12 protein-coding genes and 3 rRNA genes are annotated in these 17,646 nt (G+C 63.2%); 13 read left to right on the forward strand and 2 right to left on the reverse strand.

Translation table 11 applies throughout. The annotated features are described in order from the left end of the window. Positions 1-25: 25 nt before the first annotated feature. From atpA to U9J23_RS08460, 5 genes are all read left to right on the forward strand, one after another. A complete protein-coding gene (gene atpA, locus U9J23_RS08440) occupies positions 26-1,669 on the forward strand; it encodes a F0F1 ATP synthase subunit alpha (protein WP_059383708.1) in 1,644 nt (547 codons plus the stop codon). 48 nt (positions 1,670-1,717) lie between these two features. Further along, positions 1,718-2,701, forward strand: a complete 984-nt coding sequence (locus tag U9J23_RS08445) for a F0F1 ATP synthase subunit gamma (RefSeq protein ID WP_059383709.1) — start codon at positions 1,718-1,720, stop codon at positions 2,699-2,701. A gap of 6 nt (positions 2,702-2,707) precedes the next feature. Continuing rightward, complete coding sequence (gene atpD / locus U9J23_RS08450; protein WP_326602307.1) at positions 2,708-4,156, forward strand: F0F1 ATP synthase subunit beta; 1,449 nt, start codon at positions 2,708-2,710, stop codon at positions 4,154-4,156. A gap of 6 nt (positions 4,157-4,162) precedes the next feature. Then, positions 4,163-4,531: a F0F1 ATP synthase subunit epsilon gene (locus U9J23_RS08455; RefSeq protein ID WP_006552597.1), complete on the forward strand. Its 369-nt coding sequence runs from the start codon at positions 4,163-4,165 to the stop codon at positions 4,529-4,531. Between the two features lie 74 nt (positions 4,532-4,605). Further along, a complete protein-coding gene (locus U9J23_RS08460) occupies positions 4,606-5,004 on the forward strand; it encodes a DUF2550 domain-containing protein (RefSeq protein ID WP_370670867.1) in 399 nt (132 codons plus the stop codon). A 10-nt stretch (positions 5,005-5,014) separates the two neighbouring features. Here U9J23_RS08460 and U9J23_RS08465 read toward each other — a convergent pair whose 3' ends face one another. Then, positions 5,015-5,587, reverse strand: coding sequence for a cob(I)yrinic acid a,c-diamide adenosyltransferase (locus tag U9J23_RS08465; RefSeq protein WP_059383711.1), 573 nt, complete (start codon positions 5,585-5,587; stop codon positions 5,015-5,017). Positions 5,588-5,645: 58 nt separating this feature from the next. Between U9J23_RS08465 and murA the strand changes: the two genes are divergently transcribed. The 8 genes from murA (at position 5,646) to ehuA (ending at position 16,087) form a co-directional block, all read left to right on the forward strand. Further along, on the forward strand, positions 5,646-6,926 hold the full coding sequence (murA, locus tag U9J23_RS08470; RefSeq protein ID WP_059383712.1) for a UDP-N-acetylglucosamine 1-carboxyvinyltransferase: 1,281 nt from the start codon (positions 5,646-5,648) through the stop codon (positions 6,924-6,926). A 559-nt stretch (positions 6,927-7,485) separates the two neighbouring features. Beyond that, positions 7,486-9,007, forward strand: a 16S ribosomal RNA gene (locus U9J23_RS08475). A gap of 302 nt (positions 9,008-9,309) precedes the next feature. Beyond that, positions 9,310-12,440, forward strand: a 23S ribosomal RNA gene (locus U9J23_RS08480). A gap of 114 nt (positions 12,441-12,554) precedes the next feature. After that, positions 12,555-12,671: ribosomal RNA gene (gene rrf / locus U9J23_RS08485) — 5S ribosomal RNA — on the forward strand. Together the 16S, 23S and 5S rRNA genes form the textbook arrangement of a ribosomal RNA operon. Before the next feature lie 304 nt (positions 12,672-12,975). After that, complete coding sequence (ehuB, locus tag U9J23_RS08490; protein WP_059383982.1) at positions 12,976-13,869, forward strand: ectoine/hydroxyectoine ABC transporter substrate-binding protein EhuB; 894 nt, start codon at positions 12,976-12,978, stop codon at positions 13,867-13,869. 16 nt (positions 13,870-13,885) lie between these two features. After that, positions 13,886-14,620, forward strand: coding sequence for an ectoine/hydroxyectoine ABC transporter permease subunit EhuC (ehuC, locus tag U9J23_RS08495; RefSeq protein WP_059383981.1), 735 nt, complete (start codon positions 13,886-13,888; stop codon positions 14,618-14,620). Continuing rightward, a complete protein-coding gene (ehuD, locus tag U9J23_RS08500) occupies positions 14,617-15,261 on the forward strand; it encodes an ectoine/hydroxyectoine ABC transporter permease subunit EhuD (protein WP_006554720.1) in 645 nt (214 codons plus the stop codon). Before ehuC ends, ehuD begins: the two co-directional genes overlap by 4 nt. 61 nt (positions 15,262-15,322) lie before the next feature. Beyond that, positions 15,323-16,087, forward strand: a complete 765-nt coding sequence (gene ehuA / locus U9J23_RS08505; protein ID WP_174479673.1) for an ectoine/hydroxyectoine ABC transporter ATP-binding protein EhuA — start codon at positions 15,323-15,325, stop codon at positions 16,085-16,087. Positions 16,088-16,096: 9 nt separating this feature from the next. Here the strand turns inward: ehuA and U9J23_RS08510 are convergent, their stop codons facing one another. Further along, positions 16,097-17,644: an adenylate/guanylate cyclase domain-containing protein gene (locus U9J23_RS08510; RefSeq protein ID WP_006554722.1), complete on the reverse strand. Its 1,548-nt coding sequence runs from the start codon at positions 17,642-17,644 to the stop codon at positions 16,097-16,099. Positions 17,645-17,646: the final 2 nt, after the last annotated feature.

Below are 17,646 nucleotides of genomic sequence, written 5' to 3' on the forward strand. Positions count from 1 at the left end.
ACCAGATACCGAGAGCAGGAAGAACATGGCGGAGCTGACGATCTCCTCCGACGAGATCCGTAGCGCGATTGACAATTACACCGCGAGCTACTCCCCGGAGGCCTCCCGCGAGGAGGTCGGCGTGGTCGTCGACACCAGTGACGGCATCGCGCACATCAGCGGTCTGCCGTCGGCGATGGCGAACGAGCTGCTGGAGTTCCCCGGTGGCGTCCTCGGCGTGGCCCTCAACCTCGAGGCCACCGAGATCGGTGCCGTTATCCTGGGCGACTTCCAGACCATCGAGGAAGGCCAGGAAGTCAAGCGGACCGGCGACGTTCTGTCGGTGCCGGTGAGCGACAACTTCCTCGGTCGCGTCGTGAACCCGCTCGGTCAGCCGATCGACGGCCTCGGCGACATCGAAGCCGATGAGACCCGCGCCCTCGAGCTGCAGGCCGCGACCGTGCTGGAGCGCCAGCCGGTCGAGGAGCCGCTGCAGACCGGCATCAAGGCCATCGACGCGATGACCCCGATCGGCCGCGGCCAGCGTCAGCTCGTGATCGGCGACCGCAAGACGGGCAAGACCGCGGTCTGCATCGACGCGATCCTGAACCAGAAGGCGAACTGGGAGACCGGCGACCCGAAGCAGCAGGTCCGCTGCATCTACGTCGCGATCGGCCAGAAGGGCTCGACCATCGCGGGTGTCAAGCAGGCACTCGAGGAGAACGGCGCGATGGAGTACACCACCATCGTCGCGGCTCCGGCCTCCGACTCCGCCGGCTTCAAGTGGCTCGCCCCCTACACCGGTTCGGCCCTCGGCCAGCACTGGATGTACCAGGGCAAGCACGTCCTCATCGTGTTCGACGACCTGACCAAGCAGGCCGAGGCCTACCGCGCCATCTCGCTGCTGCTGCGTCGTCCGCCGGGCCGCGAGGCATACCCCGGCGACGTCTTCTACCTGCACTCGCGTCTGCTGGAGCGCTCCGCCAAGCTCTCCGACGAACTCGGTGGCGGCTCGCTGACGGCCCTGCCGATCATCGAGACCAAGGCGAACGACGTGTCGGCCTACATCCCGACCAACGTCATCTCCATCACCGACGGCCAGGTCTTCCTCGAGTCCGACCTGTTCAACAAGGGTGTCCGCCCCGCCATCAACGTCGGTATCTCGGTTTCCCGAGTCGGTGGCGCCGCCCAGACCAAGGGCATGAAGAAGGTCTCCGGTTCGCTGCGTCTCGAGCTCGCGCAGTTCCGTGAGCTCGAAGGCTTCGCCGCCTTCGCATCCGACCTCGACGCCGCGTCGAAGGCTCAGCTCGAGCGCGGTCAGCGTCTCGTCGAGCTCCTCAAGCAGGACCAGTACGCTCCCATCGCGGTCGAGGACCAGATCGTGTCGATCTACCTCGCCGGCGAAGGTGTCTTCGACTCGGTTCCGGTCGAGGACGTGCGTCGCTTCGAGACCGAGCTCCTCGAGGATCTGCACCGCAACGCCGCAGGCGTCTACGAGCAGATCGCCGGTGGCAAGGCCCTGTCCGACGAGTCGATCGAGGCTCTCCGCGCCGCGACCGCCAAGTTCAAGGAGGGCTTCATCGCCTCCGACGGCAGCCGTGTCGTGAACGAGGCAGAGGCCGAGGCCCTCGGTGCCGACGAGGTCCAGCAGGAGCAGGTCTCCGTCAAGCGCACCACCGTTCGCAAGTGAGCGGGGAGTCCATGACCCAGCGTCCAGTGAAGGGAGTGTGATCGACGAATGGCGAACTTGCGCGAACTGCGCTCGCGGATCAAGTCGGTCAACTCGACCAAGAAGATCACCAAGGCGCAGGAACTGATCGCGACGTCGCGTATCACGAAGGCCCAGGCCCGAGTGGCAGCGTCCAAGCCGTACGCCGAGGAGATCACCAAGGTGCTCTCCGAGCTGGCGAGTGCGTCGGCCTCGTTGGATCACCCCCTGCTCAACGAGCGCGAGAACCCCAAGCGTGCCGCAGTGCTGGTCGTGACCAGCGACCGCGGTATGGCCGGCGGTTACAACTCCAACGTCCTCAAGGAAGCCGAGGAGCTGCGGCAGCTGCTCCTCAGCGAGGGCAAGGAGCCTGTGCTGTACGTGATGGGCGGCAAGGGCCTCGGCTACTACACGTTCCGTGAGCGTGAAGTGGCCGCTGCCTGGACGGGCTTCTCGCAGGACCCCCGTTACACGGACGCCGCGAAGGCGAGCCGTCACCTGGTCGAGCTGTTCATGGCGGGTTCGGGCACCGAGGTGCCCGCCCCGAACGGCGAGGGCACCATCGAGGGCGTCGACGAACTGCACATCGTCTACACCCGCTTCGTGTCGATGCTGACCCAGACCCCCCAGGTTCGCAGGATGGCTCCGCTCGAGGTGAGCATCACCGAGGACGAGATCGACCTCGGCGAGGACATGCTCACCGACGGACGCCGCGCCACGGACACCGAGGGACCGCAGGCCGTGTACAACTTCGAGCCGGAGGCCGGAGTTCTGCTCGAGGCTCTCCTGCCGAAGTACATCAGCACGCGGATCTACGCGTCGCTGCTGGACGCGGCGGCCTCCGAGTCGGCAGCCCGTCGTACCGCCATGAAGGCCGCGACGGACAACGCCACGGAACTGGTGAACACCCTCAGCCGTCAGGCGAACCAGGCCCGCCAGGCCCAGATCACCCAGGAAATCAGCGAGATCGTCGGCGGTGCCGGTGCGCTCGCCTCGAGTGCAGGAAGTGACTGAACCACAATGACCGCAGCAGTAACCGACAACAACGCCGGTGCGGCGTCGGCCCTTGCCGGGCGCATCGTCCGCGTCATCGGCGCCGTCGTCGACGTGGAATTCCCGCGTGGCGCCGTGCCCGAGCTGTTCAACGCCCTGCACGCAGAGGTCACTCTGCCGTCCGTGGCGAAGACCCTGACCCTCGAGGTCGCGCAGCACCTGGGTGACAACCTGGTCCGCACGATCTCGATGCAGCCCACCGACGGCCTGGTGCGTGGCGCCCCCGTCAGCGACACCGGCAAGCCGATCTCGGTTCCCGTCGGCGACGTCGTCAAGGGCCACGTGTTCAACGCGCTGGGCGACTGCCTCGACGCGCCGGGCACCGGCCGCGACGGCGAGCAGTGGGGCATCCACCGCAAGCCCCCGGCCTTCGACCAGCTCGAGGGCAAGACCGAGATTCTCGAGACCGGCATCAAGGTCATCGACCTGCTGACCCCGTACGTGAAGGGCGGCAAGATCGGTCTGTTCGGTGGTGCCGGTGTCGGCAAGACCGTTCTGATCCAGGAGATGATCACCCGTATCGCGCGTGAGTTCTCCGGTACGTCGGTGTTCGCCGGCGTCGGTGAGCGCACCCGTGAGGGCACCGACCTCCACCTCGAGATGGAAGAGATGGGCGTCCTCCAGGACACCGCCCTCGTCTTCGGCCAGATGGACGAGCCGCCGGGCACGCGTATGCGCGTCGCTCTGTCGGCCCTGACGATGGCGGAGTACTTCCGCGACGTCCAGGGACAGGACGTGCTCCTGTTCATCGACAACATCTTCCGCTTCACGCAGGCCGGCTCGGAGGTTTCGACCCTCCTCGGCCGTATGCCGTCGGCCGTGGGTTACCAGCCCACGCTGGCAGACGAGATGGGTGAGCTCCAGGAGCGCATCACCTCGACGCGTGGCCGCTCGATCACCTCGCTGCAGGCGATCTACGTGCCCGCCGACGACTACACCGACCCCGCGCCGGCCACGACGTTCGCTCACCTCGATGCGACCACCGAGCTCTCGCGTCCGATCTCGCAGATGGGTATCTACCCCGCTGTGGACCCGCTGACGTCGACCTCGCGAATCCTCGAGCCGGGCATCGTCGGTGCCGACCACTTCCGGGTGGCCAACGAGGTCAAGCGCATCCTGCAGAAGTACAAGGAACTGCAGGACATCATCGCCATCCTCGGTATGGACGAGCTCTCCGAAGAGGACAAGGTCACGGTCGCCCGTGCCCGTCGTCTCCAGAAGTTCCTCGGCCAGAACTTCATCGTCGCCGAGAAGTTCACGGGTCAGCCGGGTTCGGTCGTGCCGCTCGCCGACACCATCGAGGCCTTCGACCGCGTGTGCAAGGGCGAGTTCGACCACCTGCCCGAGCAGGCGTTCAACAGCTGCGGTGGACTCGACGACGTCGAGGCTGCAGCCAAGAAGATCGCCGGAAAGTAGGCCACCGTGGCTGAGATGAGCGTGGACATCGTTGCCGTCGAGGAGCGTGTGTGGTCCGGATCGGCGACTCTCGTCACCGCCCAGACCACCGAGGGCGAGATCGGCATCATGCCCGGTCACGAGCCCGTGCTCGGCCAGCTCGTCGAGGGTGGCGTCGTGTCCGTCAGGACCGCGGACGGTGAGCGGATCGTCATGGCCGTCCATGGCGGATTCCTCTCGGTGACCGCGACGACGGTGACGGTGCTCGCCGAAGCCGCCGACCGCGTGGAGGACATCGACGTCGAGGCAGCGAAGTCGACTCTGAACGATGCGGATCGTGACGAGTCGGAGATCGCAGCGGCCCGCGGCCGCCTGCGGGCTGTCGAACGAGCCTGATCGTCGAACAACGAGAGCCGCGACGGAGCCGACGAGCAGTGTCACTTGGATTTCTGATTCTTACTATCCTTGTGGTGCTGCTCGCGGTCTCCGTCGCGGCTTTGTTGTACCGCCTCTTCACCCTGCGCGGCGGGGGTACCGCCGCCATTCTGCGAGTTATGCCTCAGAACGAAGGTTCCGGCTGGAGGCACGGAATCGTTCGGTACGGCGACGAGACACTCGCGTTCTACAAGCTTTCGAGCCTTCGGCCCGGACCCGACGTACGACTGACCCGTCAGGGCATCGATGTGCGTTCGCGGCGCAAGCCGGAAGGCAGTGAGTTCGACATCATGACCGAGGACATCGTGATCCTCGATGTGATCGACCGCGACGACTCGTACGAGATCGCGCTCGACAGCGGCGCTTTGATGGCCTTCATGTCCTGGGTCGAGTCCAGGCCCGATGGCCGGTCGCAGCGCCGCCGCCCCCTCTAGAGGGACTTCCTCACGCGCCCGCTCCCGGCTTCCACAGCACGTCGCCGTCCGGGTTCGCGATCCGGCACAGGATGAAGAGCAGATCCGAGAGCCGGTTCAGATACTTCGCCGGCAGGACGTTCGTGTCGTCCGGAGCCGCGTCCACCGCCGCCCACGCCGACCGTTCCGCACGTCGTGCGACGGTCCTGGCGGTGTGCAGCAGGGCAGCCCCCGGCGTGCCGCCCGGAAGAATGAACGAGTTGAGCGGTTCCAGCTCCTCGTTGAATTCGTCGCACCAGCCCTCGAGCCGATCGATGTACTGCTGGGTGATCCGCAGCGGCGGGTACTTCGGGTTCTCGACCACGGGCGTCGACAGATCGGCGCCGGCATCGAAGAGATCGTTCTGGATCTGCCGGAGTACCGCGACGAGCCGTTCCGGGAGCGCTCCCAGTGCGAGCGCCACACCGATCGCCGCATTGGTCTCGTCGCAATCGGCGTAGGCGACCAGACGAGGGTCGTTCTTCGAGACGCGCGAGAAGTCGCTGAGCCCCGTCGTTCCGTCGTCTCCGGTGCGCGTATAGATCCGTGTCAGGTGGACTGCCATGAGCGTCACGGTACCGGCTCTGCTCTTCCCTCGGACACGCCCGTTACGCTGTGTCGTTGTGAGTGAACGCTTTCTTGTCACAGGTGGGAACCGCCTTTCCGGCGACGTCGTCGTCGGGGGTGCCAAGAACAGCGTCCTCAAGTTGATGGCTGCGGCACTCCTCGCCGAGGGCACCACCACGATCACGAACTGCCCCGACATCCTCGACGTGCCCCTGATGGCCGATGTCCTGCGCGGACTCGGATGCGAAGTCGAACTCGAAGGCGACGCCGTACGCATCACGACGCCTGCCGAACCCGAGTACCGCGCCGATTTCGCGGCCGTGCGGCAGTTCCGAGCGTCGGTCTGCGTGCTCGGCCCGCTGGTCGCACGCTGCCGCAAGGCGATCGTGGCGCTGCCGGGTGGCGACGCCATCGGCTCCCGTCCGCTCGACATGCACCAGGCGGGTCTGCGACTGCTCGGCGCCCATTCGTCGATCGAGCACGGGTGTGTCGTCGCGGAAGCGGACGATCTGCACGGTGCCACCATCCGCCTGGCGTTCCCCTCGGTGGGGGCGACGGAGAACATCCTCATGGCCGCGGTTCTCGCCAAGGGGGACACGACCATCGACAATGCAGCCCGTGAACCGGAGATCGTCGACCTGTGCAACATGCTGGTCCGCATGGGGGCACGGATCACCGGTGCGGGCAGTACGACGCTGCGGGTCTCGGGAGTCTCGTCCCTCCGCCCCACCGAGCACCGGTGCATCGGCGACCGGATCGTCGCGGCGACATGGGGGATCGCAGCGGTGATGACGCGGGGCGATATCGCCGTCCACGGCGTCAATCCGAAGCACCTCGCGTTGGTGCTGGACAAGTTGCGCAGTGCCGGCGCCGAAGTCACGCCGTTGGCCGACGGATTCCACGTCGTGCAGAAGGAACGGCCCCGTGCCGTCAACTTCGCGACGCTGCCGTATCCGGGATTCCCGACCGACCTGCAGCCCATGGCCATCGGTCTCGCGGCCATCGCCGACGGGACGTCGATGATCACCGAGAACGTCTTCGAAGCACGGTTCCGGTTCGTCGAGGAGATGGTGCGTCTCGGAGCGGACGCCCGTACCGACGGACATCACGCGGTCGTGCGGGGAGTGGAGCAGTTGTCGAGCGCACCTGTGTGGGCATCGGACATCCGTGCGGGCGCAGGCCTGGTGCTCGCCGGGCTGTGCGCGGACGGGGTCACGGAAGTGCACGACGTCTACCACATCGACCGCGGTTATCCGCGGTTCGTGGAGATCCTGCAGGAGCTCGGCGGAACCATCGAGCGAGTGGGTGTCGAGGAAGGCCGGCTCCTGTCGCACTAGGGAGAAATCCCTGGTCGGGAGCTGTGTCCGGCGTCACCGGTGGCGATTTCGGTCCGGCCGGCGACTTTCGTGGGTAGCCACCTGGGCTTTCTCGGAGGTCCACCCACTCTGACCAGGCGATTTGGCAGGCAGTTGATCCTCGCGTAACTTATTCCAGGTCAGAGCGACACGGACACCGACCCGGGCCGAGAGGAACGGGACAACGAGGTTGGACGAAGGCGCCTGAACTTGGTTACGAGCCCCTGATTCTTCTGGTAAGGTCAGTGGCCCGGGAGGTCGAAGAGACCTCCTGATGAACAGTCACCCCGGAGTGAACGAACCGGAAGGTTCGGGATCGATGGTGTGTGCGTGTTCTTTGAGAACTCAACAGTGTGCCGATGAATGTCAGTGCCAATATTATTTGGTACTCCGCTCCGTCGTTTCGATGGGGTGGGTATTTGCTGATCGTCTCATTCTTCCGTCTGGGATGGTCAGTGTTTTTGAGCTAGTTTGAGTTTTTATGCTAGTGATTTGACTCGATGTCTTTGACTGATTGCCCCTTCGGGGTGATTGTGAGTCTTCAACGGAGAGTTTGATCCTGGCTCAGGACGAACGCTGGCGGCGTGCTTAACACATGCAAGTCGAACGATGAAGCCCAGCTTGCTGGGTGGATTAGTGGCGAACGGGTGAGTAACACGTGGGTGATCTGCCCTGCACTCTGGGATAAGCCTGGGAAACTGGGTCTAATACCGGATATGACCTCTTGCTGCATGGCGAGGGGTGGAAAGTTTTTCGGTGCAGGATGAGCCCGCGGCCTATCAGCTTGTTGGTGGGGTAATGGCCTACCAAGGCGACGACGGGTAGCCGGCCTGAGAGGGCGACCGGCCACACTGGGACTGAGACACGGCCCAGACTCCTACGGGAGGCAGCAGTGGGGAATATTGCACAATGGGCGAAAGCCTGATGCAGCGACGCCGCGTGAGGGATGACGGCCTTCGGGTTGTAAACCTCTTTCAGCAGGGACGAAGCGAAAGTGACGGTACCTGCAGAAGAAGCACCGGCCAACTACGTGCCAGCAGCCGCGGTAATACGTAGGGTGCGAGCGTTGTCCGGAATTACTGGGCGTAAAGAGCTCGTAGGCGGTTTGTCGCGTCGTCTGTGAAATCCCGCAGCTCAACTGCGGGCTTGCAGGCGATACGGGCAGACTCGAGTACTGCAGGGGAGACTGGAATTCCTGGTGTAGCGGTGAAATGCGCAGATATCAGGAGGAACACCGGTGGCGAAGGCGGGTCTCTGGGCAGTAACTGACGCTGAGGAGCGAAAGCGTGGGTAGCGAACAGGATTAGATACCCTGGTAGTCCACGCCGTAAACGGTGGGCGCTAGGTGTGGGTTTCCTTCCACGGGATCCGTGCCGTAGCCAACGCATTAAGCGCCCCGCCTGGGGAGTACGGCCGCAAGGCTAAAACTCAAAGGAATTGACGGGGGCCCGCACAAGCGGCGGAGCATGTGGATTAATTCGATGCAACGCGAAGAACCTTACCTGGGTTTGACATGTACCGGACGACTGCAGAGATGTGGTTTCCCTTGTGGCCGGTAGACAGGTGGTGCATGGCTGTCGTCAGCTCGTGTCGTGAGATGTTGGGTTAAGTCCCGCAACGAGCGCAACCCTTGTCCTGTGTTGCCAGCACGTAATGGTGGGGACTCGCAGGAGACTGCCGGGGTCAACTCGGAGGAAGGTGGGGACGACGTCAAGTCATCATGCCCCTTATGTCCAGGGCTTCACACATGCTACAATGGTCGGTACAGAGGGCTGCGATACCGTGAGGTGGAGCGAATCCCTTAAAGCCGGTCTCAGTTCGGATCGGGGTCTGCAACTCGACCCCGTGAAGTCGGAGTCGCTAGTAATCGCAGATCAGCAACGCTGCGGTGAATACGTTCCCGGGCCTTGTACACACCGCCCGTCACGTCATGAAAGTCGGTAACACCCGAAGCCGGTGGCCTAACCCCTTGTGGGAGGGAGCCGTCGAAGGTGGGATCGGCGATTGGGACGAAGTCGTAACAAGGTAGCCGTACCGGAAGGTGCGGCTGGATCACCTCCTTTCTAAGGAGCATCTCCTGTCTCGGACCAGCACGTAGGTGTTGGGGGAGCAGGCAGAGCCATTACGGATTCACATGTAATCCGGTGGTGCTCATGGGTGGAACGCTGACAAGCATTTTCTTCACTACTGCGGGCCCGAGTGCCGGCAGGAAGAAAGTTATATCGGTGCACTGTTGGGTCCTGAGAGAACACGCGAGTGTTTGATCAGCGACGATGACTTACGAAGACGGTTGGCCGTGTGGCCGGCGTTGGTAGGGGTTGTTGTGTGTTGTTTGAGAACTGCACAGTGGACGCGAGCATCTTTGTTGTAAGTGTTTATGAGCGTACGGTGGATGTCTTGGCACCAGGAGCCGATGAAGGACGTGGGAGGCTGCGATATGCCTCGGGGAGCTGTCAACCGAGCTGTGATCCGAGGATTTCCGAATGGGGAAACCCAGCACGAGTGATGTCGTGTTACCCGCACCTGAATATATAGGGTGTGTGGAGGGAACGTGGGGAAGTGAAACATCTCAGTACCCACAGGAAGAGAAAACAACATGTGATTCCGTGAGTAGTGGCGAGCGAAAGCGGATGAGGCTAAACCGAGTACATGTGATACCTGGCAGGGGTTGTGTATTCGGGGTTGTGGGGTTCGTTGTGTCGGCGCTGCCATGCCGGCCGACAGTAAGAAATCGTCGTGTTAGTCGAAGTGGTCTGGAACGGCCTGTCGTAGAGGGTGAGAATCCCGTAGACGAAAACACGGCGACTGTCGATTCGAATACCCGAGTAGCACCGGGCCCGTGAAATCCGGTGTGAATCTGTCGGGACCACCCGATAAGCCTGAATACTCCCTGGTGACCGATAGCGGACTAGTACCGTGAGGGAAAGATGAAAAGTACCCCGGGAGGGGAGTGAAATAGTACCTGAAACCGTGCGCTTACAATCCGTCAGAGCCTTCGAACACTTCGGTGTTGGGGGTGATGGCGTGCCTTTTGAAGAATGAGCCTGCGAGTTAGTGGCATGTCGCGAGGTTAACCCGTGTGGGGTAGCCGTAGCGAAAGCGAGTCCGAATAGGGCGAGTCAGTGGCATGTTCTAGACCCGAAGCGGAGTGATCTACCCATGGCCAGGGTGAAGCGATGGTAAGACGTCGTGGAGGCCCGAACCCACTTAGGTTGAAAACTGAGGGGATGAGTTGTGGGTAGGGGTGAAAGGCCAATCAAACTCCGTGATAGCTGGTTCTCCCCGAAATGCATTTAGGTGCAGCGTCGCGTGTTTCTCACCGGAGGTAGAGCTACTGGATGGTCTAGGGGGCCCACAAGCTTACCGAAATCAGCCAAACTCCGAATGCCGGTGAGTGAGAGCGCGGCAGTGAGACTGCGGGGGATAAGCTTCGTAGTCGAGAGGGAAACAGCCCAGATCGCCGGCTAAGGCCCCTAAGCGTGTACTAAGTGGAAAAGGATGTGGGATCGCTGAGACAACCAGGAGGTTGGCTTAGAAGCAGCCACCCTTGAAAGAGTGCGTAATAGCTCACTGGTCAAGTGGTCCTGCGCCGACAATGTAGCGGGGCTCAAGTACACCGCCGAAGCCGCGGCATTCACACAAGCCCGCTGATTCTCCACGGAGGGTCGGCCAGGTGTGTGGATGGGTAGGGGAGCGTCGTGTGGCCGTAGAAGCGCCGGAGTGATCCAGGTGTGGAGGCCACGCGAGTGAGAATGCAGGCATGAGTAGCGAAAGACGAGTGAGAAACTCGTCCGCCGGATGACCAAGGGTTCCTGGGCCAGGTTAATCCGCCCAGGGTGAGTCGGGACCTAAGGCGAGGCCGACAGGCGTAGTCGATGGACAACGGGTTGATATTCCCGTACCCGTGTATCCGCGCCCAATGGCGAATCAGTTGTGCTAACCGTCCAAAAGGTCGGTCGTCTCCTTCGGGAGTCGGCGGGCTGGCTGCACGGGACCCCGATTGTAGTAGTCAAGCGATGGGGTGACGCAGGAAGGTAGCTGGGCCAGGTGATGGAATACCTGGTGTAAGCCGGTAGGGCGAATGGTAGGCAAATCCGCCATTCATCAAGCCTGAGAGGTGATGCGTACCCGTTGAGGGGAATTCAGTGATCCTATGCTGCCGAGAAAAGCCTCTAGTGAGTTGGTACACGGCCCGTACCCCAAACCGACACAGGTGGTCAGGTAGAGAATACCGAGGCGATCGAGAGAACTGTGGTTAAGGAACTCGGCAAAATGCCCCCGTAACTTCGGGAGAAGGGGGACCACGCTCGGTGACGAGTCTTGCACTCTGAGCTGGGGGTGGTCGCAGAGACCAGAGAGAAGCGACTGTTTACTAAAAACACAGGTCCGTGCGAAGTCGTAAGACGATGTATACGGACTGACGCCTGCCCGGTGCTGGAAGGTTAAGAGGACCGGTTAGTCACTTCGGTGGCGAAGCTGAGAATTTAAGCCCCAGTAAACGGCGGTGGTAACTATAACCATCCTAAGGTAGCGAAATTCCTTGTCGGGTAAGTTCCGACCTGCACGAATGGCGTAACGACTTCTCTGCTGTCTCGACCACAGACTCGGCGAAATTGCATTACGAGTAAAGATGCTCGTTACGCGCGGCAGGACGAAAAGACCCCGGGACCTTCACTATAGCTTGGTATTGGTGTTCGGTTCGGTTTGTGTAGGATAGGTGGGAGACTGTGAAGCGGCCACGCCAGTGGTTGTGGAGTCGTTGTTGAAATACCACTCTGATCGTATTGGACCTCTAACCTCGGACCATGATCTGGTTCAGGGACAGTGCCTGGTGGGTAGTTTAACTGGGGCGGTTGCCTCCCAAAATGTAACGGAGGCGCCCAAAGGTTCCCTCAGCCTGGTTGGCAATCAGGTGTCGAGTGCAAGTGCACAAGGGAGCTTGACTGTGAGACTGACAGGTCGAGCAGGGACGAAAGTCGGGACTAGTGATCCGGCACCGGCATGTGGAAGCGGTGTCGCTCAACGGATAAAAGGTACCCCGGGGATAACAGGCTGATCTTCCCCAAGAGTCCATATCGACGGGATGGTTTGGCACCTCGATGTCGGCTCGTCGCATCCTGGGGCTGGAGTAGGTCCCAAGGGTTGGGCTGTTCGCCCATTAAAGCGGCACGCGAGCTGGGTTTAGAACGTCGTGAGACAGTTCGGTCTCTATCCGCCGCGCGCGTTAGAAACTTGAGGAAGGCTGTCCCTAGTACGAGAGGACCGGGACGGACGAACCTCTGGTGTGCCAGTTGTCCCGCCAGGGGCATGGCTGGTTGGCTACGTTCGGAAGGGATAACCGCTGAAAGCATCTAAGCGGGAAGCCTGTTCCAAGATGAGGTTTCTCACCCCCTCGAGGGGTAAGGCCCCCGGCAGACCACCGGGTTGATAGGCCGGAACTGGAAGCACAGCAATGTGTGGAGGTGACCGGTACTAATAGGCCGAGGACTTACCACGAAGATGTTACGCGTCCACTGTGCGGTATCTGAAACAACACACACAGATATCCGATCGAGTTCTGCTGCGGCGGAACGCTATCGAGAGGTCTGCGTGGTTACTGTTTCATAGAGTTACGGCGGCCATAGCGACAGGGAAACGCCCGGTCCCATTCCGAACCCGGAAGCTAAGCCTGTCTGCGCCGATGGTACTGCACTCGACAGGGTGTGGGAGAGTAGGACACCGCCGAACACCCGTTCCGAAAGGGGACCCACATTGTGGGTCCCCTTTCGTGTTTTCCGGGCTCTCTCCGGACCGTCGGAGGATCCCATCCCACGGGAAAGTCCTTACGCTCCGAACGGATTTCGGGTACGGTGCGCCCTTTTCCATCGCCGGCGCCCGGCGGATCACGACCTCGTAACAAACACGCTCTGTTCCAGGCTATGCCTACTTATGTCGGTAACGTCCGCTCATGCACGATCGCACGGTTCGTGTGGGTTCGGCGTGTGAGCGCCTGTCGGGGGCGTTCTCGTCGACGACGAGGAGGGGCGAGACGATGACGAATCGATCGACTACGGGTACCGCCGGCAAGTTCACGGCGGTGATCGCGGGACTGGGACTCATCGGCGCGGCCGTCACAGGATGTACGAGCGTCGACACCGACAGCGAGGGCTCGACCCTCGAACGGCTCCAGCAGGAAGGCACCGTCACCGTCGGGTTCGCCGGCGAGGCGCCCTACAGCTTCATGCAGGACGGCGAACTCACCGGTGCCACCGTCGCTCTGCACCGCGAGATCTTCAAGAACCTCGGCATCGACAACGTCGAAGGTGTGGCCACCGACTTCGGTGCACTCATCCCCGGACTGCAGGCCGGCCGGTTCGACGTCGTCAGTGCCGGCATGTCGATCCTGCCACAGCGTTGCGAACAGGCACTGTTCAGCGAGCCGGAGTTCAACTACACCACCGCGCTCATGGTCCCGCAGGGCAATCCGGAACAGCTCGCCGACATGCAGTCGATCGCCGATAGCGGCGTCCGGATGGCCGTCATGACCGGCGCGATCGAAGCCGACTACGCGTCCGCCCTCGGCATCGACGCGATGCAGGTCGCGTCTCCCCAGGACGGAATGGATGCCGTCGTCAACGGACGCGCCGACGTCTTCGCCCTGACGGGTATCTCCTTGAACTGGATGAAGCAGAACAACGAGGGTGCACCCGTCGACGTCACCGAGTCGTTCGTCGCGGAGATCGACGGGGTGCCTCAGGTGGGCGCCGGCGGAACGGTCTTCCGTAAGGAGGACACCGAACTGCGCGACGCCTACAACGAGGAACTCGCGAAGATCACGTCCGACCCGCAGAAGTACCTGTCGATCGTCGGCGACTTCGGGTTCACGGAGGCCGAGATGCCCGATCCGGGGCTGACGACCGAGATGCTCTGCGAGGGCGTTTCCTGATCTCGGCTGCGTCGTAATGGATTTCGGTTCCAAGATCGAACTGCTGTGGAACTCCTTCCCCCAACTGTTCGACGGTCTGCTCGTCACCGTCGAATTGACCGTGGGGAGTGCGGTCTTCGCGTTCCTGCTCGCCGTGGCCCTCGGGCTGGCGGCAGGCGCGAAGAACCTCGTCCTGCGTGGCAGCGCGAGGGTGTTCATCGAGTTCTTCCGTGGCACGTCACTTCTCGTGCAGCTGTTCTGGTTCTTCTATGTCCTTCCGTTGTTCGGGTTCCGGCTCGAATCCATCGTGTGCGGGATCCTCGCCCTGTCGCTCAATTACGGCGCCTACGGCGCGGAGGTGGTGCGCGGTGCGATCGCGTCGGTGCCCAAGCCGCAACTCGAGGCGGCGACGGCGCTGAACTTCGGTTACTGGCAGCGCATGCGGCGGGTGATCTTCCCGCAGGCCTGGGCCGAGATGATCCCGCCGCTGACGAATCTGCTCATCCAGTTGCTCAAGGGAACGGCACTGGCGAGCTATATCCTCCTGCAGGACCTCACGTTCCAGATCGAGCAGCTCCGTAGAGGAAGCGGCGACACCATCTTCGCGTTCGGCGTGGGGTTGGTGCTGTACTTCGTGCTCGGCTATCTGCTGACGCTGCTGATGAATGCGCTCGAGGTGCGTGCGAAGAGCCGACTCGGGACCGGTCCGACGCTCCGTGAGATCTTCGGGCTCGCCCCGGTCTTCGATCAGCCGGTGGGGGCACGCTCATGACCGTCGACTGGAGTTGGCAACGCGCGGCCGACGCGCTTCCGGTGCTGCTCGAAGGATTTCGGATCACCCTGCTGGCCACGGTCCTCGGATTCGTGGTCGCCGCGGTGCTGGGGCTGGTCGTGGCCGTCGCCCGCCGCTCGTTGCCGAAGGTGCTCGCGACGGCGCTGTCCGCCGTCGTCCAGTTCATCCGGCTCACACCACTCGTGGTGCAGCTGCTGTTCGTCTACTACCTGCTCCCGCAGTTCAGTGCGCTGCAGATCGGCATCGCGGTACTGGGGATCCACTACTCGACCTACATGGCCGAGGTGTACCGGGCGGGCATCGACGCCGTGCCGAAGGGACAATGGGAGGCGTGCCGCGCCCTGTCGTTGTCGCCGATGCGTACGTGGCGTGCGGTGATCCTGCCGCAGGCCGTGCGCCGTGTCGTGCCCGCGCTGGGCAACTACGCGGTGTCGCTGTTCAAGGACACCCCGTTCCTGTTCACGATCTCCGTCGTGGAGATGGTGACCGCAGCCCAGCAGTTCGGTGCGCGCAACTTTCAGTACCTCGAGCCGCTCACGCTGGCCGGCCTGATCTTCCTCATCGCCAGCTACCCGACGTCGTTGCTCGTCCGCCGATTGGAGCGTCGCCTTGCCTATTGAGATGCACAAGGAAGCCGGTGCCGACGGCGACTCGCTTCCCGCCGCCAGCTCCGACGGATCCATGATCCGTTTCGACTCCGTGGTCAAGAGATTCGGCGACCACGTAGTACTCGACCACTTGGATTTCACCGTCGCCCCGGGGGAACGGGTCACGTTGATCGGTCCGAGCGGTTCGGGCAAGACGACCATCCTGCGCCTGCTCATGACCCTCGAGAAAATCGACGACGGTGTGGTGTGGGTCAAGGGCGAACCACTCAGCCACGAACGCAAGGGGACGCGTCTCGTTCCGGCCTCCGAGCGCTACCTGAGGACGATGCGCCGCAGCATCGGCATGGTCTTCCAGCAGTTCAACCTCTTCCCCAACATGAACGTGATGGAGAACCTCACCGAGGCTCCGGTCCACGTCCTCGGTCGCAGCAAGGCCGAGGCACGCGACCGTGCGCGGGAGCTGCTCGCGATGGTCGGTCTGTCCGACAAGGAGACCGCCCACCCCACGCAACTGTCGGGTGGTCAGCAGCAGCGGGTCGCGATCGCCCGTGCCCTCGCCATGGATCCGGAGATCCTGCTGCTCGACGAGGTGACCTCGGCCCTCGACCCCGAACTCGTCGCCGATGTGCTGGACGTGCTGCGGAGGATCGCCGAGACGACCGACATCACGATGCTGATCGTGACGCACGAGATGCACTTCGCCCGCGACGTCTCCGATCGTGTGCTGATGTTCGATCGGGGTCGCATCGTGGAGGAGGGGCCGCCCGAGCGCATCTTCACCAGCCCCCGGGAGGAACGCACCCGCAAGTTCCTCGACGCGGTGCTGGCGGGGGAGTGAGGCCGGCCGTCAGTCCGCGCGCGGAATCGCCAGGCGCGTCGGCTCGGAACGACCGCGCAGGGTGATCTCCTCACCCAGTTCCCACCGTGCGCGTTCGTCCTCGGGGGCGAGCTGCACGGTGCGGGCCGACGCCGCGACGTAACCCGGAACGGTCTTCGCGAGATCGGACAGCCTCGCTGCTTCGTTGACCGGATCGCCGATCACGGTGTACTCGAAGCGTTCCTGCGCGCCGATGTTCCCAGCGACCGCGCGACCTGCCGTGACCCCGATACCCGCGCGACACTCCGGTACTTCCTCGGCGAGACGTCGCGCCATCCTCCTCGCGGCGCCGAGCGCGGAACCGGCGGCGTTGTCGAGGGCGACCGGCGCCCCGAAGATCGCGAGCGCCGCATCACCCTCGAACTTGTTGACGAATCCTTCGGCCGCGTGCACCTCTTCGACGACGACCGCGAAGAAGCGGTTGAGCAGCGCCACCACCTCTGTCGGTGGGCGACTCGCGGCCAACGCGGTGGACCCGACGATGTCGACGAACAACACCGCGACATCCCGTTCTTCACCGCCGAGGACACCGGGATTGGCCAGCGCCGCAGCCGCGACCTCCCGTCCGACATGGCGGCCGAACACGTCGCGCAGTTTCTCGCGTTCGCGCAGGCCTTCGGCCATCCGGTTGAACCCCGTCTGCAGCTGCCCCAATTCGGTTCCGTCGTAGACGACGACCGCGGTATCGAAATCGCCCGACGCGATGCGCTGCATCCCGGCGCGCACCGACTCGATCGGCGCGATCGTCGACCGGATCGTGAGGAACATCAGCAGCGAGCCGGTGAGCAGACCGAGTCCACCGATGGCGAGGATCGTGATCGCCAGGCGCGTCGATGTGACGGGACGGATGAAGCTGAACACCGCGATGAACAGCAGACCGACGACGGGCACCGCGCTGCCCAGGGCCCACGCGAGCATCACGCGTCCGGTGGTGCCGGCCAGGCGCGGGCGACGAGGCGTTCCGACCTCGAGCGCGCGCGCCGCGATGGGGCGCAGCGCGAAATCGGTGAACATGTACGCGAATCCGCACACCGTGACACCGGCCAGGGTGATGGTCAGCGCGACCTTCGGGATCGTCTGCGGGTCGATGACCCCGAAACCGACGGTGAACAGGATCAACCCGATGAACCACAGTGCTCCCTGCTGGAGGGTGGTACGCCAGGGCATCCGCAACGCGATCCGCTGTTCCTGCGGGGTGGGCGGCCGGTTCTCCAGCGCCCACCGCAGCCTGCGGAGCGTCGCCCGGGTACCGAGCACCGAGCCGACCACGACGGCCGAGACCACGTAGACAGGAGCGAGGATCGCGGTGATGACGAGGAAGTCGGAGGTCAGCACGGACGGGCCCGGGATCACGACGTTGATGAGAGCGGCCACGATCAGGGCACCGACGAGATGCGTACCGATCAGGGAGAACGTCAACAGGGTCTGGATCCTGATGCGTTGCCGTCGGATCGGTTCGGCAGGCTCTCCCAGGATGGCCGATCCGAGCGGGGCCGTGCGGTGACTGCGTGCGGGCATGG

This window comes from Rhodococcus sp. PD04 (assembly GCF_035918275.1).
Taxonomy (GTDB): Bacteria; Actinomycetota; Actinomycetes; order Mycobacteriales; family Mycobacteriaceae; genus Rhodococcus; species Rhodococcus rhodochrous.

Coding starts and splice junctions, on each gene's coding strand:
- atpA (WP_059383708.1), top strand. CDS start 26: ATGGCGGAGCTGACGATCTCCTCCGACGAGATCCGTAGCGCGATTGAC.
- U9J23_RS08445 (WP_059383709.1), top strand. CDS start 1,718: ATGGCGAACTTGCGCGAACTGCGCTCGCGGATCAAGTCGGTCAACTCG.
- atpD (WP_326602307.1), top strand. CDS start 2,708: ATGACCGCAGCAGTAACCGACAACAACGCCGGTGCGGCGTCGGCCCTT.
- U9J23_RS08465 (WP_059383711.1), bottom strand. CDS start 5,587: ATGGCAGTCCACCTGACACGGATCTATACGCGCACCGGAGACGACGGA.
- ehuB (WP_059383982.1), top strand. CDS start 12,976: ATGACGAATCGATCGACTACGGGTACCGCCGGCAAGTTCACGGCGGTG.
- ehuC (WP_059383981.1), top strand. CDS start 13,886: ATGGATTTCGGTTCCAAGATCGAACTGCTGTGGAACTCCTTCCCCCAA.
- ehuD (WP_006554720.1), top strand. CDS start 14,617: ATGACCGTCGACTGGAGTTGGCAACGCGCGGCCGACGCGCTTCCGGTG.
- ehuA (WP_174479673.1), top strand. CDS start 15,323: ATGATCCGTTTCGACTCCGTGGTCAAGAGATTCGGCGACCACGTAGTA.
- U9J23_RS08510 (WP_006554722.1), bottom strand. CDS start 17,644: ATGCCCGCACGCAGTCACCGCACGGCCCCGCTCGGATCGGCCATCCTG.